Raw genomic sequence first — 21230 nt, 5'->3', positions numbered from 1 at the left:
CCCAATTGAGGTGGGGCCGGGCGCGCGACTGCTTCAGGCGCTCAGGTCGGCCGTCAGTTGGTCCAGCCGCCCATCATCGAGGTGTTGTCCTCGTCCAGGAACGCCCGGACGTTGCCCCGGATGGTGTTCGTGGCGCTCTCGTCGAGCGTCACGGACTCGGCCGCCTCGGCGCTCTCGGTGTCGCTGGTGATCACGGACATTGCGATCTCCCTTCATCGGATGAATGGAACAACCTCCCCGGAAATGGAGGAACCTGCGGGGGGAGTCGGTGATCCGCATCGGCCACGTACTGCTTGGCCGATGCTGGCCAGGCTACGGACGGCGAGACATCGCTCTCTACGAACTTGCATGAGCTTGCACAGCATTCGACCGGTCAAATAGCGGCGTTGACTACATATCCGCTGTTCGGAGAAGCTTGTGCAAGCCCGAGCAAGCACCTAGATCAGGGAGCCGGCCATGGCCGTGGAGTTCGTTGGCATCGACCCCAGTACCGATCGGGACCACTGCCCCACCGTGTGGGTGGACCCGGATGCTCAGGAGATCCTTTTCCAGGGGTGGAACCCGCGCCCCGAGACCCAGGCGGATTGCGAAGGAACGAGTCCTGCGAACGGGCCGGTCCCCGACAATGAGGCCATCGTCAGGCTTCCGGCCCGGATGGTGCCCATGATCAGGGAGGCATGTGATGCCATCGAGCGTGCCCAGCTTCGCTGAGCTGCTTGAGCAGTGTCAGCGGTCCGCCGTCCATCTGGAGCTGCGGGATTCGTACGCCCCGACGGATCGGTTCGAGGCCTGGCAGCGCGGTGAGCGGATCAACTGGGAGGACCAGGCGTCCTGGTGGCATCCCTATGACCAGTTGATCACAGACGCCGTGGCGCGGGGCGTGGTCATTCGCCGAGCCCGGGTGGTCTCCGAGCCCGTGTCCGAGTACATCCGGTGGGAGCACTACGTCACCCACGCCAACGTCACGGCGGGCGAGCAGGTCCGCTGGCTGCCACGGCGACAGGCCACGAGCATCCCCCTGCCGGGGAACGACTTCTGGCTGTTCGACGGTGCACTGCTTCGGGTGCACCACTTCTCCGGGGACGGCGCCGTGGTCGAAGATGAGATCACAACAGACCCGGACACCGTGAAGCTGTGCACCACCGCGTTCGAAGCAGTCTGGGAGCGGGCGCTCCCGCATCATCTGTACGAGATCTGACGAAGGCCGGCTCCATGCCCGCGCACCCCTCACCGAACGTTCAGAAGGCCAGCGAAGCTCTTGCCGGTCGGCTGAGCGAGATTCGGAAGGACGCGGGGATCAGCGGGCGGGAGCTGGCCGTCAGGTGCGGTTGGTCGGAGTCGAAGTCGTCCCGGATCGAGAACGCCAGGACACCTCCCTCCGACGCCGACATCAGGGCCTGGTGCCGCGCCTGTGACGCCGACGATCAAGCTCCTGACTTGGTTGCCGCCAACCGGCAGTCCGCCGACGCCCATGTGCAGTGGCGACGGCTCCAGCGGAGTGGGCTCCGCCGGCTGCAAGAGTCCACCGGAGACCTGTACCGGCAGACCAAGGTGTTCCGGGTTTACGTCTCCGACGTGATCCCAGGGTTCCTCCAAACGCCCAGGTACGCCGCCGCCTTGCTGTCGTGCATCGCGGACTTCCGGGGAACTCCGAACGATGCGAGTGACGCTGTGGCAGCCCGGATGAGACGCAACGCGGTGCTGGCCAATGGTGCACGCCGGTTCTCGTTCGTCCTGGAGGAGTCCGTGCTGCGCTACCGCGTGTGCAGCTCCGAGACCATGGCGGCACAGCTCGGCCATCTGCTCGGAGCCATGGATCTCCCAAACGTCTCCGTGGGCATCGTCCCGTTCGCGGCGCAACGGAGCGTTTGGCCCATGCCGACCTTCACGATCTTCGATGACACCAGAGTCCACGCGGACACGCTGGATGCCGCCTCGACGCTCACGCGGCCCAGCCAGGTCGACCTCTATGCCCGCGCCTTCTCTCGGCTCTCGCAGGGGGCGGTACGAGGCGCCACAGCGCGTTCACTTGTCACAGGCGCCTTGGCTGACCTGGATTGACACTTCAGCGCGAAGAGGGGAATGCGGTCTCGCCGCCGCCTCGTCGGACAGCGAGCGCGCCCGCGAGGCCCTCGCCCCGGGCGGGCGAGGGCCTTCGCGTGTTTCAGTGCTGCTCGTCGCGTGCCTCGGGGCGAGGCATCCCGAGGCATGCGAGGACGCCGAGGGCCACGGTGGCGATCGCGAGGACGAGGAGGGCTAGGAGGATCGCGCCGATGAAGAACTTCACTGGCGCCACGCCTCGTCGTCATCGTCCAGTTCGCGGAGCAGGCGGAGGAGGTTGAGCAAAGTGCTCACCGAAGCGTTCCCGAAGTCGATCAGGATGCGTCCGTCGATGGTGGTCTCACCCGGCGAGGCGGACCCCCAGAGGAGCCCGTGCGGCAGGCCGCGCCTGTGCAACTCGCCCAGAAGGGCCATGAGGTGGGGTTTGGTGTAGTCACGCATCCGGGGGTCCTCCGGCCGGACGGGGTAGCCGGTCACGCGCGGCAGTCCAGCTCGTACCAGATGGCCTTGCCGCGCTTCTGCGGGTCGACGCCCCAGCGGTGGGTGAGGCCCTCCACGAGTTGGAGGCCCCGGCCGGACTCGGCGGAGTCGGCGGGGGTTCGCCGCCGGGGGGAGGGCGTCGCTCTCGTCGGAGACGGTGACCCGTCGAGCAGCTGCTCGACGGGGCGACGCGAACCCACCGTTCAGACCTCGCGGACGCCCGCGCGCCAGACCGCCGCCGTCAGGGGGACACCCGGGCGGTAGGCCAGGTGGACGTGCGAGGGGGCGTCCAGCAGGAGCAGGTCGGCGCGGGCGCCGACCGTGACGGTGCCGACGTCGCTGCGCCGCAGGGCGCGGGCGCCGCCCGCCGTCGCCGCCCAGACCGCCTCGTCCGGGGTCATGCCCATCTCGCGCACCGCCACGGCAATACAGAACGCCATCGAACTGGTGAAGCTGGAGCCCGGGTTGCAGTCGGTGGACAGGGCCACCACCGCGCCCGCGTCCAGCAGCCGGCGCCCGCTCGGGTACTCGGCCCGGGTGGAGAACTCCGCCCCCGGCAGCAGGGTGGCAACCGTCGCCGAGCCGGCCAGCGCCGCCACGTCCTCGTCCGTCAGATGGGTGCAGTGGTCCGCCGAGGCGGCTCCCAGCTCCACCGCGAGCTGCACGCCCGGCCCGTAGGTGAGCTGGTTGGCGTGCACGCGCGGCGTGAGGCCCTTCTCGATCCCCGCCGTCAGGATCGCCCGCGCCTGGTCCCCGTCGAACGCGCCCTTCTCGCAGAACACGTCCACCCAACGGGCGTGCGGCGCACAGGCGTCCAACATCTCGCCGGTGACCAGGTCGACGTACCCGGCCGGGTCCCCGGCGTACTCGGGGGCGACCACGTGGGCGCCCAGGTAGGTGGTCTCCGGGGTGTGCGCGGCGGCGATCCGCAGGGCGCGCGCCTCGTCCTCGACCGTCAGCCCGTAGCCGGACTTGCACTCGATGGTGGTGGTGCCCTGGCGCACCGCCTCCCGGACGAACCGGGCCAGGTTGGCGTCCAGTTCGGCGTCGCTCGCCGCCCGGGTGGCCGCCACCGTGGTCCGGATGCCGCCCGCCGTGTACGGCTGCCCGGACATCCGGGCGTTGAACTCGGCGGTGCGGTCGCCCGCGAACACCAGGTGGGCGTGCGAGTCGACGAAGCCGGGCAGCAGGGCCCGGCCCCCGGCGTCGAAGCGCTCGTCCGCCGCCGGTGCCTGCGCGGCCGGGCCGACCCAGGCGACGGTGCCGCCGTCGACCACCACGGCCGCGTCGGTGAGCAGGCCGAGCGGCCCGGCGCCCTGCCCGGGGTCGTTGGTGACCAGGCTGCCGATGCCCGTGATCAGGGTGGTCGTGGTGCTCAAGGCAACGCCTTCCGAAGGGAGTTGAACGGGGTCAGTAGTCCAGCGCGCCGATCGCGGAGCGCAGCGCGCCCGGCACGTCGGCCACCAGCCGGTGCACGCCGTCCCGGACGACGTGCCGGCCGCCGACCACGACGTGCCGCACGTCCGCCGCCGAGGCCGCGAAGACCGCGATCTCGGCGCCGAGCCGGGGCGGCGGTCCGGCCGTGCGGACGGTGTCCAGCGCGATCACCGTGAAGTCGGCGAGCGCCCCGGCCTCGATCCGTCCGGCCTCCGGCCAGCCGAGCGAGGCGTGGCCGTCCTCGGTCCCGGCCCGCAGCAGCGCGTTCGCCGTCCAGTGGCCGCGGGTGCGGGTGCGCAGCCGCTCGTCCAGCTCCAGCGCGCGGGCCTCCTCGAACGGGTCGATCACCGCGTGGCTGTCGCTGCCCAGGGTGATCGGGGAGCCCGCCGAGGCCAGCCGGCGGGCCGGGCCGATGCCGTCCGCGAGGTCCCGCTCGGTGGTGGGGCACATGCAGACCGTGGTGGAGGAGTCGGTGAGCAGCCGGACGTCCTCGTCGGTGAGGTGAGTGGCGTGCACGGCCGAGGTGCGCGGGCCGAGCGCGCCGTGGTCGGCGAGCAGCCTCGTCGGGGTGACGCCGTGCGCGGCCAGGCAGGCGTCGTTCTCGGCGGTCTGCTCGGAGAGGTGGACGTGCAGCGGCGCCCCGCGCACCGACGCCCAGTGCGCGACGGTGCCCAGCTGCTCGGCCGGGACGGCCCGCACCGAGTGGACGGCGGCGCCGATCCGGGCGTGCTCGCGCGGCTTGAGCGCGTCCGCCCGGACCGCCCAGGCCTCCGCGTCGCCGTCGCTGAACCGCAGCTGCGGCCTGGTCGGCTCGGCGCCGAAGCCGGAGGAGAGGTAGCAGGTGTCCAGCAGGGTGATCCGGATGCCGGCCCGGGCGGCGGCCTCGATCAGCGCCTCGCCCATCGCGTTCGGGTCGGTGTAGCGGGCGCCGCCGGGCGCGTGGTGCAGGTAGTGGAACTCGCCGACGGCCGTGATGCCGGCCAGCGCCATCTCGGCGTAGACGGCGGTCGCGAGCTCCAGGTAGCGGTCCGGGTCCAGCGCGCCGGCGAACCGGTACATGGTGTCGCGCCAGGTCCAGAAGGTGCCGGAGCCGACCTGGACGTGCCCGCGCAGCGCCCGGTGGAAGGCGTGCGAGTGGGCGTTCGCCTGACCGGGCAGCAGCAGCCCGTCGAGCCGGACGGCGTCGGGCGGGCAGGGGCCGCTGTCCGGGGTGACGGCGGCGATCGTGCCGCCGGGGCCGGTGGTGATCAGCACGTCCGGCTCGACCACCGGCCCGTTGTCGTGCGGCAGCCAGGCGTACTGCGCCCAGTAGCGCACGTGCTCGTTCACTGGCACGCCAGGTCCTCCAGTACGTCGGCGAGGGCGGCGACCCCGGCCAGGCAGTCGGCCTGCTCGGCGTGCTCGGCCGGGGAGTGCGAGACGCCGGTGGGGTTGCGCACGAACAGCATGGCGGTCGGGATCGCGGAGGCCAGGATGCCGGCGTCGTGTCCCGCGCCGGTGGGCAGCACGGGGGCGTCCAGCAGCTTGGCCAGCCGGTCGCGCAGCGGCCCGTCGAAGTCCACCACCGGGGTGTAGGACTCGCGGGTCAGCTCGACCCGGACGCCGTCGCGCTCGCCGCGCTCGGCGGCGGCCCGCTCGATCTCGGCGACCAGCTCGGTCAGGGTGCGCTCGTCGGCGGCCCGGGAGTCCAGCCAGCCGCGCACCAGCGAGGCGATCGCGTTGGTGCCGTTGGGCTCCACCGCGACCTTCCCGAAGGTGGCCAGCGCGCCCGCCAGCTTGGCCTTCTTGCGGGCGGCGAGCACGGTGTTGGCGTAGGTCAGCATCGGGTCGCGGCGGTCCTCGATCCGGGTGGTGCCGGCGTGGTTGGCCTCGCCGTGGAAGTCGAACCGCCAGCGGCCGTGCGGCCAGATCGCGCCCGCCACGCCGACCGGCTGCCCCTCGGCGAGGCAGCGGCCCTGCTCGACGTGGAGCTCGACGAAGGCGCCGATCCGGGCCAGCCGGTCGTCGTCCGCGCCGATCGCGGTCGGGTCGTAGCCGGCCTTCTCCATCGCGTCGGGCAGCCGCAGGCCGTCGGCGTCGCGCAGCTCGTACGCGGCCTCGCGGGACAGCACCCCGGCGGTCAGCCGGGAGCCGATGCAGGCCACCCCGAACCGGGCGCCCTCCTCGTCGCCGAAGTTGACGATCGCCAGGGGCCTGGTGAGCTCCGTTCCCCTGGCGCGCAGTTCGTCCAGTGCGGCGAAGGAGGAGACCACCCCGAGCGGGCCGTCGAAGGCCCCGCCGTCCGGGACGGAGTCCAGGTGGGAGCCGGTGACGACCGCCCCCCGCCCGTTCGGGTCGCCCAGCCAGGCCCACTGGTTGCCGTTGCGGTCCAGCTCGTACGTCAGGCCGCGGCTGCGCGCCTGCTGCTCGAACCAGGCGCGGCACTCGGCGTCGGCGGAGTTCCAGGCGAAGCGGCGGTAGCCGCCGGAGGAGGCGGAGCGGCCCACGGGGAGCAGCTCCGCCCACATCTCTTCGAACGACGGAACCGTCACAGCTCACCCATGGGAACGCGCACGCCGCGCTCGTCGGCGACCTCGACCGCCCGGTCGTAGCCGGCGTCGACGTGCCGGATGACGCCCATGCCCGGGTCGTTGGTGAGCACCCGGCGGATCTTCTCGCCGGCCAGCGGCGTGCCGTCGGCCACGGTGACCTGACCGGCGTGGATGGAGCGGCCGATGCCGACGCCGCCGCCGTGGTGGATGGAGACCCAGGAGGCGCCGGAGGCCACGTTGACCATGGCGTTGAGCAGCGGCCAGTCGGCGATCGCGTCCGAGCCGTCCAGCATCGCCTCGGTCTCCCGGTACGGGGAGGCGACCGAGCCGCAGTCCAGGTGGTCGCGGCCGATGACGATCGGCGCGGACAGCTCGCCGGAGGCGACCATGTCGTTGAAGCGCTCGCCGGCCTTGTCGCGCTCGCCGTAGCCGAGCCAGCAGATGCGCGCGGGCAGGCCCTGGAAGTGCACCTTCTCCTGGGCCATCTTGATCCAGCGGTGCAGCGACTCGTTCTCCGGGAAGAGGTCGAGCACGGCCTTGTCGGTCTTGGCGATGTCCTGCGGGTCGCCGGACAGGGCCGCCCAGCGGAACGGGCCCTTGCCCTCGCAGAACAGCGGGCGGATGTACGCGGGGACGAAGCCGGGGAAGGCGAAGGCGCGGTCGTAGCCGGCCAGCTGGGCCTCGCCGCGGATCGAGTTGCCGTAGTCGAAGACCTCGGCGCCGCGGTCCAGGAAGCCGACCATGGCCTCGACGTGCTTGGCCATCGACTCGCGCGAGCGGGTGGTGAACTCCGCGGGCTTCTCGGCCGCGTAGGTGGCCATGTCGTCGAAGGCGACGCCGATCGGCAGGTAGCTCAGCGGGTCGTGGGCGCTGGTCTGGTCGGTGACGATGTCGATCGGCGCGTCCATCGCGAGCAGCTGCGGGAAGAGCTCGGCGGCGTTGCCCAGCAGGCCGATGGAGAGCGGCTGCTTCTTGTCGCGGGCCGCGGTGGCCAGCTCCAGCGCGTGCGCGAGGTTCTTGGCCTCGACGTCCAGGTAGCGGTGCTCGATCCGGCGGGAGATCCGGGACGGGTCGCAGTCGATGCAGATCGCCACGCCGCCGTTCATGGTGACGGCCAGCGGCTGGGCGCCGCCCATCCCGCCGAGGCCGGCGGTGAGGGTGATGGTGCCCTCCAGCGAACCGTTGTACCGCTTGTTGGCGACGGCGGCGAAGGTCTCGTAGGTGCCCTGGAGGATGCCCTGGGTGCCGATGTAGATCCACGAGCCGGCGGTCATCTGCCCGTACATGGTGAGCCCGAGGCTCTCCAGCCGGCGGAACTCCTCCCAGTTGGCCCAGTCGCCGACCAGGTTGGAGTTGGCGATGAGCACGCGCGGCGCCCACTCGTGGGTCTGCATCACGCCGACCGGCCGCCCGGACTGGACCAGCATGGTCTCGTCCTGCTTCAGGCCCTCCAGCGTCCTCACCATGGCGTCGAAGGAGCGCCAGTCCCGCGCGGCCTTGCCCGTGCCGCCGTAGACCACCAGCTTGGACGGGTGCTCGGCCACCTCGGGGTCGAGGTTGTTCATCAGCATCCGCAGGGCCGCCTCCTGCTGCCACCCCTGCGCCGTCAGCCCCGTCCCACGCGCCGCGCGCACCTCACGCGGCCCGCTCGCCTGCTGCACCATAGTTCGGCCTCCCTGCGGATGGATTCATTCAAGCTATGTTCGATTGAATATAACTAAACAGTCGGCTTTCGACCAGACCCCGAAAGCATCCGATCAACGCCCGAACCGGAACGCCTGCCGCCAGTAGCCTGCGGCCGGAAGCACCAGCCGATCGGCCCAGCGGAGGACGCCATGGCAGCTGTTCCGGCACGCTCCGGCAGGCTGCGCCGGACCGCCGAAGGGATCGAGCGGCGCACCGGGCTGCGGGTCGAGATCATCGGCGGCACGCTGCTGATGTCGCCTCCCCGCCGAGGGAAACACGCCGGCACAGTGCGCCACCTGCGCGAAGACCTCGGACCGCAGCTGCCCGCGAACCTCGGCGCCTACGAGTCGTCATCGGTCGCCCTACCGGACGACGAGGACGACTACGCCACCCCCGACCTGATCGTGCTGCCCGTCGCATGGGAGAACGAGGACGACCGGCGAGCCGATCCCCGCCGTGCCGCTCTCGCCGTTCAGGTCGTTCCCGGCCCCTCGCTCATCACCCACATCGCCGCCAGGACCAGCTGGTACGCGATCGCAGGCGTTCCGGTCCTCCTCACGGTCGACCCCCGCAAGGGCGCCTGGACACTCCACACCCGCCCCCGCGACGGCGAGTACCAGGGCGTCCTGCGCGGCACGTACGGCGAGGCCGTCCCGCTGCCCGCGCCGCTGCCCGCCGAGCTGGACACCTCCGGCCTTCCGCTGTACGCGCCGCGCGGCTGAGTCAGGCCGCCGCGCCGCCGTCCCAGTCGATGCCGATCTCGGCGAGCCAGCGGCGGTCGTCGGCGTCCGGGGCGGGCGGGGACGGCGGGCGGGGGATGTTCTGGACGGGGCCGAGGCCGTACTTCTCGGCGGCCGCGACGGCGCGGGCGTCGGGTTCGATGACGCCGACGTGGACGGCCGACTCGTCGCCCGGGTCGAGGACGGTCAGTTCGGGTTCGGGCAGGCGCCGCAGGGTGACGCGGCGTCCGCAGGCGGGGCAGGACCATTCGTCGGCGCCCGAGGAGAGGCGGGCGACGAACTTCATCTCGTGGATCACGTGCATGGGTGGCACCCCCTGCAGGAGGGGATGCCCGGGTTCGTGACGGCTACTCCCCCGCCGCCGTTCCGGGCCGTGCTTGTTCCGCGCTCATTCCAGGAAGAGGCCGCGCGCCGCCGCCGACTGCTCGATCGCCTCCAACCGGGCTTCCGCTCCCGGCAGTTCGTCGCACATGGACTGCAGCAGCACCCGGCCGAGCATCATCGGGGCGCACGCGGTGTCGAAGACCAGCCCGGTGCCGACGGCGGCCGGCAGCATCAGGTCGGACAGCTTGGCGACCGGCGCGAAGGCGCTGTCGGCCACGGTGAGCACCGTCAGCCCGCACTCGCGGGCCACCGTCAGCGCGTCCATCAGCTCCCGCGGGTAGCGCGGCAGCGCGAAGCAGAGCAGTGCGCTGGCCCCGGCCGCCCGGGCCTGTTCCAGCCGGTCGGCGAGCATGCTGCCGCCCTCGTCCAGCAGCCGGATGTCCGGGTGCACCTTGGCCGCGAAGTAGGCGAAGCCGCGCGCCTGCGCCGAGGCGGCCCGCAGGCCGAGCACCGGCAGCGGGCGGGAGGCGGCGAGCAGCCGGGCGGCCCGGGTGATCGGCTCCGGGTCGGCGAGGAGTTCGGCGAGGTGGCGCAGGTGGGCGATCTCGGCGAGCACGGCCTGCTGGTGCTCGTTGCGCACCGCGTCGTCCGGGGTCTCCGGCGCGGCCTGTTCGCCGCCGCCGAGTTCGCGCAGTTGCTTGCGCAGCGCCGGGTAGCCGTCGTACCCGAGCGCGACCGCGAAGCGGGTGACGGAGGGCTGGCTGACGCCCGCGAGTTCGGCGACCTCGACGCTGGACAGGAACGGCGCCTCGGTGGCGTGCCGCACCAGCGAGTGGGCGATCCGGCGCTGGGTCGGCGTCAGCCGGTGCCCCTCGAACAGTTGGAGCAGCCGGGCGGAGGGGCCGACGCTGCCGGTCTCGTCGGTGGCGGTCATCAGCGGTACCTCCGGGTGCGAGGGGGTCGGACGACGACTGTGCAGGAGCGGGCCGCACCTGGCAAAGACGTCTCGTACGGCGGGACGTCCGGTGGGACGCCCCTTGGGTCGGACCGGTCGCGCGGGCCGGACCGGTCGGGCCCGCGGTCGGCCGCGCCGGGTCGGGGTAACCCTGATTTGTCCCTGAGCCCGCCCGGATTCCTCCTGCGAACGGATGGACCGGGGGCCCCGGCGGCCCCACCCTGGTTCCATGGACACTCGTCAGGACGAACTGCGGCGCGACCTCGACGCCACCCTCCAGGCCCGCAAGGAGCTCGGCAAGGAGTACGAGGACGCACTCGTCGACTCCTTCATGAAGCGGCTCGACGCCCGGCTGGACGCCCGGGTCGAGCGGTCGGTGGCCCAGCGGTTGGACGACTACGAGCCGCGGTCCCCCCACCGGGGGCAGTCCCGCCGTCCGGGCTGGGGCAAGCGCTCCAACACCGGGCTCGCGGTGACCTCGCTGGTCCTCGGCATCCCGCTGACGGCGATCGCGGGCAGCCCGGAGAGCGGCGGCTTCGCCGGTCTGGTGGTCTGCTGGGCGGGCATCGTCGGGGTCAACCTGGCGGCCGCCCTGGGCGAGCTGCGCAACCGCCGGGACCGCGCGGAGCGCTCGCCGCGGAGCGACTGGGACTGAGCCCCCGTCACTCCGCGGCGACGCCACGACCCCGGCCGGCCGGGTCTCAGGCCAGCGGGCCGGTGACCCGCTCGACCGCCCGCACCAGCTCGCCGGAGGCGACCAGCTCGGCGGCGGCCTCCAGGTCGGGCGAGAGGAAGCGGTCGCGGCCGGCGCCGCCGACGCCCGCCTCCCGGGCGGCGGCCATGGCGGCCGCGGTGGCCGGGGCGACGCGGCCCGACGCGTCGGCCTGCTGACGGATCTCCAGCGCCCGGGCGGACGCGGTGAGTTCGACGGCGAGGATCCGGCCGAGGTTGGCCACGGCCTGGCGCAGCTTGCGCGCGGCCGACCAGCCCATCGACACGTGGTCCTCCTGCATCGCGGAGGAGGGGATCGAGTCGACCGAGGCCGGGACGGCGAGCCGCTTGTTCTCGCTGACCAGCGCGGCCTGGGTGTACTGGGCGATCATCAGGCCGGAGTCCACGCCCGGGTCGTCGGCCAGGAAGGCCGGCAGGCCGTGCGAGCGGGCCTTGTCGAGCAGCCGGTCGGTGCGGCGCTCGGAGATCGAGCCGAGGTCGGCGGCGGCGATGGCGAGGAAGTCCAGCACGTAGGCGACCGGGGCGCCGTGGAAGTTGCCGTTGGACTCCACCCGGCCGTCCGGCAGCACCACCGGGTTGTCGACCGAGGCGGCCAGTTCGCGCGAGGCGACCAGCCGGGCGTGCTCCAGGGTGTCCCGGCCGGCGCCGGCGACCTGCGGGGCGCAGCGGATCGAGTAGGCGTCCTGGACCCGCGGCGCGTCGTCCTGGTGGTGGCCGGTGAGGCCGGAGTCCTTGAGGACGGCGAGCATGTTGGCGGCGCTCAGCGCCTGGCCCGGGTGCGGGCGGATCGGGGCGTGCAGCTCGGGGGCGAGCACCTTCTCGGTGCCGAGCAGCGCCTCCAGGCTCATCGCGGCGGTGATGTCGGCGGTGGTGAACAGCCGCTGGAGGTCGGCGATGGCCATCACCAGCATGCCGAGCATGCCGTCGGTGCCGTTGATGAGGGCGAGGCCCTCCTTCTCCAGCAGCTCGACGGGCTCGATCCCGGCGGCGGCGAGCAGTTCGGCGGCGGGCTTCTCCACGCCGTCCGGGCCGGTGGCGGTGCCCTCGCCCATCAGGACCAGTGCGCAGTGCGACAGCGGCGCGAGGTCGCCGGAGCAGCCGAGCGAGCCGAACTCCCGCACCACCGGGGTGATGCCCGCGTTGAGCAGGGCGGCCATGGTCCGGGCGACCAGCGGCCGGACGCCGGTACGGCCGGAGGCCAGCGTCTTCATCCGCAGGAACACCAGCGCGCGGACCACCTCGCGTTCGACCGCCGGCCCCATGCCGGCGGCGTGCGAGCGCACCAGCGACCGCTGCAGCTGGGCGCGCAGTTCGGGGCTGATGTGGCGCACGGCGAGCGCGCCGAAGCCGGTCGACACGCCGTAGACGGGGCGCGGCTCGGCCGCGAGGGCGTCGATCCGCGCGCGGGCGGTCGCCATCTCGGCCAGCGCGTCGGGGCCGATCTCGACCCGGGCGTTGCCCCGGGCGACGGCGAGGACGTCCTCCGCGCTGACGTCGGCCTTGCCGACCAGGACCAGCGGAGCGTCGGGGGCCACAGCACTGTGCATATCCATATACACCATCACATCAGGTGAATGAAGATATGACAACAGGTGCTCGCCATCCGGATTCTCCGCCCTCCGGACCGGCGCCGCACAGCGCGGCCCCCGGGCCGCCTCCGCTTCACCTCGTGAGTTCACCTCACGAGCTCGGCCTCGATCAGGTCCGCCGCCCGGGCGGTGCCGCCCTCGGCCCGCCCGGCGGCGGACAGCTCGCGCAGCCGCTCGGCCACCGCCGGGTCGCCGACCAGCTCCAGCAGGGCGGCGCGCAGCGCCTCCGCGGTGGCCTGCTCGGTGTCCAGCCGGCGGGCGACGCCGAGCCCCACCAGGGCGTCCGCGTTGGCGAACTGGTCGGTGGCCTGCGGCACCGCGATCATCGGCACGGCGTGGAACAGCCCCTCGCTGGAGCCGCCCATGCCCGCGTGGGTGACGAAGGCGTCCGCCTGGGAGAGCACCGACAGCTGCGGCACCCACCGGTGCACCTCGACGGTGTCCGGCACCTCGCCGAGCTCGGCCGGGTCGGTGTGGCTGCCGATCTGGAGCACGGTGTGCCAGCCCGGCAGCTCGCCGAAGGCCCGGACGCAGGCCCGGTAGAAGGCGGGCTGGTGGGTGAAGGCCGAGCCCAGCGAGACCAGCAGCACCTTCTCGGCGCCGGCCGGCCGCTCCCACCGCCCCTGGTGGGCGCGGTCGCCGAAGCAGGGCCCGACGAAGCTGATCCGCCGCTCGTCGACCCGGTCGGCGTTGGGCTGCAGGGCGCGCGGGACCAGGGCGATCGCCCGCTCCGGGCGGTTCTTGAAGGCGTCCACGTCACGCTGCGCCGCACCGGCCTCGGCCAGCCAGTCGGCGAACCGGCGGTAGTGCTCGGCGCCGCCCGGACCGGTGCGGATCGCCTCGAACACCTCCGCGAGGTCCTGCTCGAAGCCCTCCCAGCCGACGAAGGTGGGCGACAGCTGCACGACCGGCACCCCCAGCCGTTCGCCGAGCGCCCGGGCCGCGAAGCCCGCGATGTCGCAGAGCACCAGGTCGGGCCGGTCGTCGGCGAAGGCCTCCAGGAGGACGGGCCACATGGAGAGCGCGTCGTCCAGGAACAGCTCCTGGATCGCCACCGGATCCTCCATCCAGCCGTCCGGGTCGTCGGCGAGCGGCAGCTTCGTCGGGTACGGGACGAAGGCGGCGCCGGTGGACTCCACGGTTTCCCGGAAGGACGGGTCGTTGACGTAGCTGACCCGGTGGCCGCGGGCGACCAGCTCGGTGATCACGGCGAGGCTGGGGTTGACGTGGCCATGGGCCGGAATGGAGACCATCAGGATGTGTGCGGGGCGGTTCACGGGCACCTCCGGGGCAGCGATGAAGACGAGACGGACCGTCTCGCAGTTGCTTGAGAAGACAATACGGTTCGTCTCGCTGTTTCGCATAGAATTTTTCCCATGGCTTCCAGAACCGCCCCCGACCCCGCCCGCCGTAGCGAGCGCGCCCGCGCCGCCGTCCTCACCGCGGCCACCGAACTCGTCGCCGAGGTCGGCTACGGCAAGCTGACCATCGAGGCGATCGCCGCCCGCGCCGGCGTCGGCAAGCAGACCATCTACCGGTGGTGGCCCTCGAAGGGGGCGGTGGTCTTCGACGCCTTCCTCGCCGCCGGCGAACACGAGGGCAGCCTCGCCCTCCCCGACACCGGCGACCTCGGCGCCGACCTCCGCGCCGTCCTGCGCCCCACCAGCGACGAGCTCGCCGACCCGGGCGCCGACCGCACCTACCGCGCGCTCCTCGCCGAGATCCTCAACGACCCCGCGCTGCACGCCGAGTACCGCACCCGCCTGCTGGACCCGCTGCTGGACGTCACCCGCGACCGCCTCCGCCGTGCCCGCGAGGCCGGCCAGATCGCCCCCGACGCCGACCTCGACCTGGCCGTCGAACTCTTCTACGGTCCGCTCAACTACCGCTGGCAGTTCCGGCTCGGCCCGCTCACCCACGAGCACGCCGACCTCCTGGTCGACGCCGCCCTCCGGGCGCTCAACCCGCCCGCCGCCGACGGCGGCCGCGGCGCCTGAACCAGCACACGGCCACCACCGCGACCGGCACGCGGCACAGCGACACGAGGGCGCGCCGGATGAACGGCCCGCCTGACCCACCGCGGGAGCCGTACCGGCGGCGAGACGCCCGGGGCGGGACGCCGCCACCCGGTCCGCCGACGGGCCCCGGCCGGGGCCGACGCCTCAGACCGCCGGCGGCGAGGCCGGCCCCGCCAGGGCGACCGAGACCAGGGCCCGCATGGCACAGGCGGCCTGGCCCAGCGGCAGGGTGGCGTCGTCGGCGAAGAGCTCCACCAGCCAGCCGCCGGCCGGGTTCTGGCCACCCGCCGCGACCATGCCCCGGTAGCCGGAGACGACGAGCATCGCCTCCTCCGCCGGGTCGTTGCCGGCCGCGCCCGACCGCAGGGCGAAGGCGCCGCCGCGCACGGCGCGGCGGGTCATCGGGTAGTGCCGGAGGTCGAAGACCGCGTCGGGGGCCTCGATCCGGGCCCGCTGGGTCTCGGCGCGGGCGTTGGCGGGGCCGCTGGTCATCCGGTAGACGGCGTGCTGGGCGGTGCGCATGAACTGGGAGCCCGGCGGAACGTACGAGACCCACCAGCCGACGGCGTCCAGCAACCGGGCGGCGGCCTCGGCGACCACGACCAGCTTGCCGAGGGTGTCCGCCGGGTGGACGGCCCGGGCCGCGGCGGCCCGGTCGAGGGAGGCGAGCACGGCGGTGAGCAGCTGCCCCGGGTCGGCGCTGTGGGCGGCGCCGCGGAACCGCCGCCGGTCGCCCGCCCCGGCCCGGCCGTTCGGCCCGCGCCGCCCGTCCGCCCGGTGGTGCGGGTCGGCGGCGTCGGCGAGCAGCACCGTGGGGTCGGGCGAGAATCCGGGGCCGTGGCTGCGCCCGGCGACCACCGGGTGGGCGGCCCGGGCCGCCTTGGCCCGGTACTGGGCGGCGTCGGCGAGCCGGAACAGCCGGTCGGGGGTGGTGACGGGCCCGATCGAGTCCCCGGTGGAGGCGACGCCGCAGGCCACGCCCTCGCCCTCGGAGAGCGCGAGCGCCCGGGCGCACAGCTCCTCGGCGACGGCGACCACCTCGTCGGCCTTCTGGCCCTCCACCAGCAGGCAGAACTCGTCGCCGCCGAGCCGGGCGGCGAGGCTGCCGGGGAGCTTGGCGGCGGCCAGCGAGAGCTGGTGGGCGAACCGCTCCAGCAGCCGGTCGCCCATCTCGTGGCCGAGCTGGTCGTTGACCCGTTTCAGTCCGTTGACGTCGCAGACCACCAGGGAGACCACGGTGTTGTCCCGGTTGTGCGCCTCCAGCGCGCTCTCCAGCCGGGCGTCGACGGCCCGCCGGTTGGCCAGGCCGGTGAGCGGGTCGGAGAAGGCGAGCTTGCGCAGGTCGGCGAGGCGCTCGGTCTGCGCCAGCCCGGCCGAGACCTGGGCGGCGAGCAGCGTCGCGTAGTCGGCGTCGCCCTCGGTGAACCCGGGCATCCCGGCCGACCGGGCGAGGTAGAGCTCGCCCCAGGCCTGGCCGTGCAGCACGATCGGCGCGACCACGCAGCAGGCCCGCCCGCGCCGGCGCAGCGCCGCGGCGCGCTCCTGGCAGTACGCACCGGCGGTCGGGTGGGCGTGCCCGGCGTGCGGCTCGCTGTTCTCGGCGCTCTGCAGCCAGGCGCGCGGCAGCCGCCCGGTGGTCCAGCGTTCCTCCAGGTACGTGACGATCTCGGGGAAGTCGGCGACCGGGTACGACTCGTCCTCGGGCAGTTCCTCCTCGCCCGGGGCGAGTTCTCCGTGGTTGACCAGGACCCGCAGCCGGCCGGACTCCCGGTCCCAGACCGAGACGGCGGCCATGGTGGCGCCGAGCGCCTCGGTGGCCCGGGTGGCGGCGGCCCGGACGGCCTCCAGCGGGGTGAGCGCGGCGGCCATGTCCTGGGCGAGCTCGACCACGGACTGCAGCCTCAGGTCGGGCAGCGGGTCGGGGTTCCGCAGGCGGCCGCAGTCGCAGTCGCGGTCCGTCATGATCGCCTCGCTGCTCACCGGCTCGCCTCGCTCCCTGTGCTCGGTCCTGCCAGACCCCCGCCGACCGGCCGCACCCGACCGGCCGCTTGCACCAAGACTATGGCGGGTTCGTTCGGTTATGCCCCGTTTGCCCGGACGGACCCGCAGCCGACCGTACGGGTTTCAACCGTTCGGCACCCGGGAAGCCGCACCCATCGCGGGAGAGCCCCACCCACCACGGAAGAGCCGCACCCACCACGGGAGAGCGCGCGCCCACGGACCTCCGCACCGCGAACGGCTTCTCCGCTCCCACGCCTTCCCCGCAGGCGGAGCGCTATTCGCCTTCCCCGCGGCGGGCCGCTGTTCGCCCTCTCCGCGGGCAGAGCGCTACTCGGCCTTCAGCCGCCGGGTGAGCAGCCACGGCTCGACCAGTCCGAGCCCCCGCACCGGCCGCCGCCACATCGGCTGCAGGTGGAACCGGGCCCCGGCCTCCGGGCCCGGCATCGGCAGCCCGGAGGCGGGCATCCCGGCCGCGGCCGACAGTGCCTCGGCCAGGCCCGGCCCCTCCGAGTCGGCCGGGGCGACGCTGCCGTTCTGCTCCAGCGCGGCGGCGAACTCGCCGTCGATCAGCACCGCGTCCTTGGGGGCGATCGAGGTCAGCCGGCTGGCCAGGTTGACGGTGGTGCCGAAGACGTCGCCCATCCGCGAGGTGACCGTGCCGAAGGCCATGCCGACCCGCAGCGGCGGGATGGTGTCGTCCCCGGCCAGCGCCTCGATCAGGCTCAGCGCGATCTCGGCGGCGGTCGCCGGGTCCTCGGAGACGTAGAGGATCTCGTCGCCGAGCGTCTTGATCACCCGGCCGCCCTGGCCGGCAATCAGGTCCGAACAGGTGTTCTCGAAGGTCTCGACCAGCTCGCCGAGCTCCTCCTCCTCCAGCCGCCGGGACAGCCGGGTGAAGCCGACCAGGTCGGCGAAGCCGACGGCGAGCCGTCCGCTGGTGATCTCGTTGTCCTCGGCGGCCTGCACCACCCGGCCGGTGACGGCCGCCAGCTGGCGCCGCCAGACGTACACCAGGAACTGCTCCAGCTCCGGCAGCAGCAGCTCGACCAGCGGGTACGCGACGTCGGCCCGGGTCAGCCCGGGCTCGGCGGACTGGGTGAGGTTCTCCAGGAAGGTGTCCATCTGCCAGCCGGCCAGCCGGGCCGTGGTCTGACCGGTGGAACGGGCCACCTGGATCGCCATCGACTCGCTGAGCAGCCCGGACTCCACCAGGCCGGCCAGGCGGCGCAGCGCGATCACGTCGCCGTCAGTGAGCGCGCGCGACTGGCCGATGTCGGGGAAGCCCATGGCGCGCCAGAACCGGGTGGCCAGCTCCATCGGGACGTCGGCGGCGCGCGCGGCCTGGTACGGGGTGTAGCGGCGCGGCGCGTCCAGGATCAGGCGTTCCAGTTCGAGCGCGACCGTGGGGTCGTTGCTGCCCGCCGTCGCGCCGCTGCTGCCGTCCTCTGCCACCGGTCCGTCCCCGTGCGATCGCCGCACTCGCCTCGTGTCCTACCTGTCCGGGCGCGCCGTCCGCCACCCGGGCGGACAGTGGCGCGCCTCACACCGCTGCCAGGTGGAATGTTCGCACGGAATCGTCGGATCCGGGGCATCAGCCCGGGTCAAGGGGTGGTGAAGACTGCCGTTCAGCGGGCCTCGGGGCGCACGTGGACGACGTCCCCGGCACCGACCGCCCGGCGTACGCCGTCCGGCGTGCGGACCACCAGCCGCCCGTCGCCGTCCACCGCCACCGCCTCGCCGACCAGCTCGCGGTCGCCCGGCAGGTGCACCTTCACCCGGCGGCCGAGCGTGGTGCAGCGGTCCGCGTAGGCGCGCAGCAGGTCGCTGGCGTGCGGGTCGCCCGCGGCGGCCGTCCACTCCCGGTACAGCTCGGCCAGCTCGCGCAGCAGGGCGCGCAGCAGGGTGCCCCGGTCGGTGGTGGAGGCGCCGGCCAGCGCGAGCGAGGCGGCGGCGGGGACGGGCAGTTCCTCCGTGCGCAGCGAGACGTTGAGGCCCATGCCGACCACCACCGCGCCGCCCGACAGCTCGGTGAGGATGCCGCCGAGCTTGCGCTCCGCGCCGTCGATCTCCGCCTGGAGGTCGTTGGGCCACTTCAGGCCGACCTCGACCCCGGCGACCCGGCCGAGCGTGCTGGCCGCGGCCACCCCCGCCAGGATCGGCAGCCAGCCGTACCGCTCGACCGGCACCCCCTCGGGGCGCAGCAGCACGGACAGGAACAGCCCGGAGCGGGGCGGGGCGGTCCACTGCCGGCCCAGCCGGCCGCGGGCGGCACTCTGCGCCTCGGCCACCAGCACCGCGCCCTGGGCGGCGCCCGCCGCGGCCCGGGCGGCGAGGTCGCTGTTGGTGGAGCCGGTCTCGGCGACGACGTCCAGCGAGGTCCACAGGCCGCCCGGGACGAGCAGGTCGTGGCGCAGCGCCTCCTCGTCCAGCGGCGGACGGTCCAGGTCGGTCCAGGGCGACGGTCCGGCGTGGCCGAAGCCGCGCAGTCCGCTGCGGCGGGGGGTCTCGGGTGCGGTCATGGGAAAACCCTAGATCGGGTCCGGGACCCAGGCCGCCCCATCGTCCCGCAGAACACCCGTCAACAGAACTGTGTCGATGGTCATGACGCCAGGACGTGCCGCATCGCCCTCCGCGCTGGCTACGCTACCCAGCGGTAGTTCGTAGCGCCGCCCTGCCCTCATGCGCGGGCCCACCACCCGGCCCCGCGCGCACTCGAACAGGTCGCGGCCATGGATCAGGGAGAGCCACCGGATGACCGAGGCGTCGTACGACCCCCACACCACCGCCGGCAAGCTCGCCGACCTGCGGCGAAGGCTGGACGAGGCGGTGCACTCCGGCTCCGCGAAGGCCGTGGAGAAGCAGCACGCCAAGGGCAAGCTGACCGCCCGCGAGCGGGTCGCGGAACTGTTGGACGAGGACTCCTTCGTGGAGTTCGACGAGTTCGCCCGGCACCGCTCGACCAACTTCGGCCAGGAGAAGAACCGGCCGTACGGCGACGGCGTGGTGACCGGCTACGGCACCGTGGACGGCCGCCAGGTCGCGGTGTTCGCCCAGGACTTCACCGTCTTCGGCGGCTCGCTCGGCGAGGTGTTCGGCGAGAAGATCGTCAAGGTGATGGACTTCGCGCTGAAGACCGGCTGCCCGGTCATCGGCATCAACGACTCCGGCGGCGCCCGGATCCAGGAGGGCGTGGTCTCGCTCGGCCTGTACGGCGAGATCTTCCGGCGCAACGTGCACGCCTCCGGCGTCGTCCCGCAGATCTCGCTGATCATGGGTCCCTGCGCGGGCGGCGCGGTGTACTCCCCCGCGATCACCGACTTCGTGGTGATGGCGGACCGGACCTCGCACATGTTCATCACCGGCCCGGACGTGATCAAGACCGTCACCGGCGAGGACGTCGCGATGGAGGAGCTGGGCGGCGCGCGCACCCACAACGCCAAGTCGGGCAACGCACACTACCTGGCCGCCGACGAGAAGGAGGCGATCGAGTACGTCAAGAGCCTGCTCTCGTACCTGCCGTCCAACAACCTGAGCGACCCGCCGTCCTACCCCGAGCAGGCCGACCTCACGGTCACCGAGGAGGACCTCGAACTCGACACCATCGTGCCGGACTCGGCGAACCAGCCGTACGACATGCGCACGGTGATCGAGCACATCGTCGACGACGGCGAGTTCCTGGAGACCCAGCCGCTGTACGCGGGCAACATCATCACGGGCTTCGGCCGGGTCGAGGGCCAGTCCGTCGGCATCGTCGGCAGCCAGCCGATGGACCTGGCCGGCTGCCTGGACATCAACGCCAGCGAGAAGGCCGCCCGCTTCATCCGCACCTGCGACTCGTTCAACGTCCCGGTGCTGACCTTCGTCGACGTGCCCGGCTTCCTGCCCGGCACCGAGCAGGAGTGGGACGGCATCATCCGGCGCGGCGCCAAGCTGATCTACGCCTACGCCGAGGCCACCGTCCCGCTGATCACCGTGATCACCCGCAAGGCCTTCGGCGGCGCGTACGACGTCATGGGCTCCAAGCACCTGGGCGCCGACCTCAACCTGGCCTGGCCGACCGCGCAGATCGCCGTGATGGGCGCGCAGGGCGCGGTCAACATCCTGCACCGCCGGGAGATCGCCGAGGCCGAGGCGGCCGGCACCGTCGAGGAGAAGCGGGCCGAGCTGATCGCCTCGTACGAGGACACCCTGCTGAACCCGTACCTGGCGGCCGAGCGGGGCTACGTGGACGCGGTGATCGCGCCGAGCGAGACCCGCCGGCACATCGTCCGCGGTCTGCGGGCGCTGCGCGGCAAGCGCGAGGTGCTGCCGCCGAAGAAGCACGGCAACATCCCCCTGTAGGCCCCGTCCCTGTCGGGAGAGAAGCAGCCATGTCCCCGATCCACGTACTGCACGGGCAGCCGACCCCCGAGGAGCTGGCCACCGTCCTGGCGGTGGTCCAGGCCCGGGCCGCCGCCGCGCAGGCCGCCGCCGAGGCGGCGCGCCTGGCCGGTGCCGGCCCGGCGTCCCCCTGGAACGACCGCGCCCGCCTGCACCGCCCCGCCGTCCGCCACGCCGTGAACGCCTGGCGGACCTCGGGCTGGGCGCACTGACACCCGCCGCGGGGGGGGGGGCGGCCGCCCCCCCCGGAGCCCCCCCCGCGCCGAGCCGGGCCCCCGCGCCCCCCCCCACCACCA

The 21230-nt window shown here is 73.3% G+C and carries 22 protein-coding genes and 1 pseudogene; 8 read left to right on the top strand and 15 right to left on the bottom strand.

The window, feature by feature from the left end:
* Positions 1–53 precede the first annotated feature (53 nt).
* On the bottom strand, positions 54–200 hold the full coding sequence (locus ACFVHV_RS10395; protein ID WP_158077738.1) for a hypothetical protein: 147 nt from the start codon (positions 198–200) through the stop codon (positions 54–56).
* Between the two features lie 256 nt (positions 201–456).
* Between ACFVHV_RS10395 and ACFVHV_RS10390 the strand changes: the two genes are divergently transcribed.
* The 3 genes from ACFVHV_RS10390 to ACFVHV_RS10380 are packed head-to-tail and all read left to right on the top strand — an operon-like array spanning position 457 to position 2061.
* A complete protein-coding gene (locus ACFVHV_RS10390; protein WP_074003881.1) occupies positions 457–711 on the top strand; it encodes a hypothetical protein in 255 nt (84 codons plus the stop codon).
* A complete protein-coding gene (locus ACFVHV_RS10385) occupies positions 683–1198 on the top strand; it encodes a DUF6879 family protein (RefSeq protein WP_074003882.1) in 516 nt (171 codons plus the stop codon). The genes ACFVHV_RS10390 and ACFVHV_RS10385 overlap by 29 nt, the downstream gene beginning before the upstream one ends.
* A 14-nt stretch (positions 1199–1212) precedes the next feature.
* Positions 1213–2061 carry a helix-turn-helix domain-containing protein gene (locus ACFVHV_RS10380; protein WP_380350541.1) on the top strand — a complete coding sequence of 283 codons (849 nt, stop codon included), beginning with the start codon at positions 1213–1215 and terminating at the stop codon, positions 2059–2061.
* A gap of 103 nt (positions 2062–2164) precedes the next feature.
* On the opposite strand, the gene ACFVHV_RS10375 is transcribed toward ACFVHV_RS10380, so the two are convergent.
* The 7 genes from ACFVHV_RS10375 to hutU are packed head-to-tail and all read right to left on the bottom strand — an operon-like array spanning position 2165 to position 8173.
* Positions 2165–2287, bottom strand: coding sequence for a hypothetical protein (locus ACFVHV_RS10375; protein WP_380350539.1), 123 nt, complete (start codon positions 2285–2287; stop codon positions 2165–2167).
* Positions 2284–2502, bottom strand: coding sequence for a hypothetical protein (locus ACFVHV_RS10370; RefSeq protein ID WP_380350537.1), 219 nt, complete (start codon positions 2500–2502; stop codon positions 2284–2286). Before ACFVHV_RS10370 ends, ACFVHV_RS10375 begins: the two co-directional genes overlap by 4 nt.
* A 32-nt stretch (positions 2503–2534) precedes the next feature.
* Positions 2535–2741 (bottom strand): ATP-binding protein, encoded by a 207-nt coding sequence (locus ACFVHV_RS10365; RefSeq protein ID WP_380350535.1) that lies wholly within the window; start codon positions 2739–2741, stop codon positions 2535–2537.
* A gap of 3 nt (positions 2742–2744) precedes the next feature.
* Positions 2745–3920, bottom strand: coding sequence for an imidazolonepropionase (gene hutI, locus ACFVHV_RS10360; protein WP_380350533.1), 1176 nt, complete (start codon positions 3918–3920; stop codon positions 2745–2747).
* Positions 3921–3951: 31 nt separating this feature from the next.
* Positions 3952–5313: a formimidoylglutamate deiminase gene (locus ACFVHV_RS10355; protein ID WP_380350531.1), complete on the bottom strand. Its 1362-nt coding sequence runs from the start codon at positions 5311–5313 to the stop codon at positions 3952–3954.
* The gene (locus tag ACFVHV_RS10350; RefSeq protein WP_359906165.1) at positions 5304–6485 is read right to left on the bottom strand and encodes an allantoate amidohydrolase; all 1182 of its coding nucleotides are present in this window, start codon (positions 6483–6485) and stop codon (positions 5304–5306) included. Before ACFVHV_RS10350 ends, ACFVHV_RS10355 begins: the two co-directional genes overlap by 10 nt.
* 20 nt (positions 6486–6505) lie before the next feature.
* Complete coding sequence (gene hutU, locus ACFVHV_RS10345; RefSeq protein ID WP_359906110.1) at positions 6506–8173, bottom strand: urocanate hydratase; 1668 nt, start codon at positions 8171–8173, stop codon at positions 6506–6508.
* A 171-nt stretch (positions 8174–8344) separates the two neighbouring features.
* On the opposite strand from hutU, the gene ACFVHV_RS10340 reads away from it, so the two are divergent.
* Entirely contained in the window at positions 8345–8917 is a 573-nt protein-coding gene (locus ACFVHV_RS10340; protein WP_359906107.1) for a Uma2 family endonuclease, read from the top strand.
* Position 8918: 1 nt separating this feature from the next.
* Here the strand turns inward: ACFVHV_RS10340 and ACFVHV_RS10335 are convergent, their stop codons facing one another.
* Together ACFVHV_RS10335 and ACFVHV_RS10330 are read right to left on the bottom strand one after the other, a co-directional pair.
* Positions 8919–9239 (bottom strand): hypothetical protein, encoded by a 321-nt coding sequence (locus ACFVHV_RS10335; RefSeq protein ID WP_359906104.1) that lies wholly within the window; start codon positions 9237–9239, stop codon positions 8919–8921.
* 84 nt (positions 9240–9323) lie between these two features.
* Complete coding sequence (locus ACFVHV_RS10330) at positions 9324–10193, bottom strand: MurR/RpiR family transcriptional regulator (protein ID WP_224278798.1); 870 nt, start codon at positions 10191–10193, stop codon at positions 9324–9326.
* A 250-nt stretch (positions 10194–10443) separates the two neighbouring features.
* Here ACFVHV_RS10330 and ACFVHV_RS10325 point away from each other — a divergent pair, with 250 nt between their 5' ends.
* Positions 10444–10869: a hypothetical protein gene (locus ACFVHV_RS10325; protein WP_359906101.1), complete on the top strand. Its 426-nt coding sequence runs from the start codon at positions 10444–10446 to the stop codon at positions 10867–10869.
* A gap of 46 nt (positions 10870–10915) precedes the next feature.
* Here ACFVHV_RS10325 and hutH read toward each other — a convergent pair whose 3' ends face one another.
* Together hutH and ACFVHV_RS10315 are read right to left on the bottom strand one after the other, a co-directional pair.
* Positions 10916–12493: a histidine ammonia-lyase gene (gene hutH / locus ACFVHV_RS10320; protein ID WP_359906098.1), complete on the bottom strand. Its 1578-nt coding sequence runs from the start codon at positions 12491–12493 to the stop codon at positions 10916–10918.
* 128 nt (positions 12494–12621) lie between these two features.
* Positions 12622–13788 (bottom strand): macrolide family glycosyltransferase, encoded by a 1167-nt coding sequence (locus ACFVHV_RS10315; RefSeq protein WP_380350561.1) that lies wholly within the window; start codon positions 13786–13788, stop codon positions 12622–12624.
* Positions 13789–13911: 123 nt separating this feature from the next.
* On the opposite strand from ACFVHV_RS10315, the gene ACFVHV_RS10310 reads away from it, so the two are divergent.
* Complete coding sequence (locus ACFVHV_RS10310; RefSeq protein ID WP_359906095.1) at positions 13912–14532, top strand: TetR/AcrR family transcriptional regulator; 621 nt, start codon at positions 13912–13914, stop codon at positions 14530–14532.
* A 756-nt stretch (positions 14533–15288) separates the two neighbouring features.
* Here the strand turns inward: ACFVHV_RS10310 and ACFVHV_RS10305 are convergent.
* The 3 genes and pseudogenes from ACFVHV_RS10305 to ACFVHV_RS10295 form a co-directional block, all read right to left on the bottom strand.
* Positions 15289–16422 (bottom strand): annotated as a pseudogene (locus tag ACFVHV_RS10305) (diguanylate cyclase domain-containing protein); the annotation flags it as partial.
* Between the two features lie 459 nt (positions 16423–16881).
* Positions 16882–18006 carry an adenylate/guanylate cyclase domain-containing protein gene (locus ACFVHV_RS10300; RefSeq protein ID WP_359906093.1) on the bottom strand — a complete coding sequence of 375 codons (1125 nt, stop codon included), beginning with the start codon at positions 18004–18006 and terminating at the stop codon, positions 16882–16884.
* Between the two features lie 173 nt (positions 18007–18179).
* Positions 18180–19073 carry a biotin--[acetyl-CoA-carboxylase] ligase gene (locus ACFVHV_RS10295; protein WP_359906090.1) on the bottom strand — a complete coding sequence of 298 codons (894 nt, stop codon included), beginning with the start codon at positions 19071–19073 and terminating at the stop codon, positions 18180–18182.
* Positions 19074–19305: 232 nt separating this feature from the next.
* Between ACFVHV_RS10295 and ACFVHV_RS10290 the strand changes: the two genes are divergently transcribed.
* Both ACFVHV_RS10290 and ACFVHV_RS10285 read left to right on the top strand, forming a co-directional pair.
* Positions 19306–20895 carry an acyl-CoA carboxylase subunit beta gene (locus ACFVHV_RS10290; protein WP_359906088.1) on the top strand — a complete coding sequence of 530 codons (1590 nt, stop codon included), beginning with the start codon at positions 19306–19308 and terminating at the stop codon, positions 20893–20895.
* Between the two features lie 29 nt (positions 20896–20924).
* Positions 20925–21146 carry an acyl-CoA carboxylase epsilon subunit gene (locus tag ACFVHV_RS10285; RefSeq protein WP_380350528.1) on the top strand — a complete coding sequence of 74 codons (222 nt, stop codon included), beginning with the start codon at positions 20925–20927 and terminating at the stop codon, positions 21144–21146.
* Positions 21147–21230: the final 84 nt, after the last annotated feature.

The organism is Kitasatospora sp. NPDC127116, from assembly GCF_042677365.1.
Classification (GTDB): Bacteria; Actinomycetota; Actinomycetes; order Streptomycetales; family Streptomycetaceae; genus Kitasatospora; species Kitasatospora lactacystinica.
This window is presented reverse-complemented; position numbering and strand designations above follow the sequence as displayed.

Excerpts from the sequence above, each read along its gene's own strand:
- ACFVHV_RS10395 (WP_158077738.1), bottom strand. The coding sequence starts at position 200 with ATGTCCGTGATCACCAGCGACACCGAGAGCGCCGAGGCGGCCGAGTCC.
- ACFVHV_RS10390 (WP_074003881.1), top strand. The coding sequence starts at position 457 with ATGGCCGTGGAGTTCGTTGGCATCGACCCCAGTACCGATCGGGACCAC.
- ACFVHV_RS10385 (WP_074003882.1), top strand. The coding sequence starts at position 683 with ATGCCATCGAGCGTGCCCAGCTTCGCTGAGCTGCTTGAGCAGTGTCAG.
- ACFVHV_RS10380 (WP_380350541.1), top strand. The coding sequence starts at position 1,213 with ATGCCCGCGCACCCCTCACCGAACGTTCAGAAGGCCAGCGAAGCTCTT.
- ACFVHV_RS10370 (WP_380350537.1), bottom strand. The coding sequence starts at position 2,502 with ATGCGTGACTACACCAAACCCCACCTCATGGCCCTTCTGGGCGAGTTG.
- ACFVHV_RS10350 (WP_359906165.1), bottom strand. The coding sequence starts at position 6,485 with ATGTGGGCGGAGCTGCTCCCCGTGGGCCGCTCCGCCTCCTCCGGCGGC.
- hutU (WP_359906110.1), bottom strand. The coding sequence starts at position 8,173 with ATGGTGCAGCAGGCGAGCGGGCCGCGTGAGGTGCGCGCGGCGCGTGGG.
- ACFVHV_RS10340 (WP_359906107.1), top strand. The coding sequence starts at position 8,345 with ATGGCAGCTGTTCCGGCACGCTCCGGCAGGCTGCGCCGGACCGCCGAA.
- ACFVHV_RS10335 (WP_359906104.1), bottom strand. The coding sequence starts at position 9,239 with ATGCACGTGATCCACGAGATGAAGTTCGTCGCCCGCCTCTCCTCGGGC.
- ACFVHV_RS10330 (WP_224278798.1), bottom strand. The coding sequence starts at position 10,193 with ATGACCGCCACCGACGAGACCGGCAGCGTCGGCCCCTCCGCCCGGCTG.
- ACFVHV_RS10325 (WP_359906101.1), top strand. The coding sequence starts at position 10,444 with ATGGACACTCGTCAGGACGAACTGCGGCGCGACCTCGACGCCACCCTC.
- hutH (WP_359906098.1), bottom strand. The coding sequence starts at position 12,493 with ATGCACAGTGCTGTGGCCCCCGACGCTCCGCTGGTCCTGGTCGGCAAG.
- ACFVHV_RS10315 (WP_380350561.1), bottom strand. The coding sequence starts at position 13,788 with ATGGTCTCCATTCCGGCCCATGGCCACGTCAACCCCAGCCTCGCCGTG.
- ACFVHV_RS10310 (WP_359906095.1), top strand. The coding sequence starts at position 13,912 with ATGGCTTCCAGAACCGCCCCCGACCCCGCCCGCCGTAGCGAGCGCGCC.
- ACFVHV_RS10295 (WP_359906090.1), bottom strand. The coding sequence starts at position 19,073 with ATGACCGCACCCGAGACCCCCCGCCGCAGCGGACTGCGCGGCTTCGGC.
- ACFVHV_RS10290 (WP_359906088.1), top strand. The coding sequence starts at position 19,306 with ATGACCGAGGCGTCGTACGACCCCCACACCACCGCCGGCAAGCTCGCC.
- ACFVHV_RS10285 (WP_380350528.1), top strand. The coding sequence starts at position 20,925 with ATGTCCCCGATCCACGTACTGCACGGGCAGCCGACCCCCGAGGAGCTG.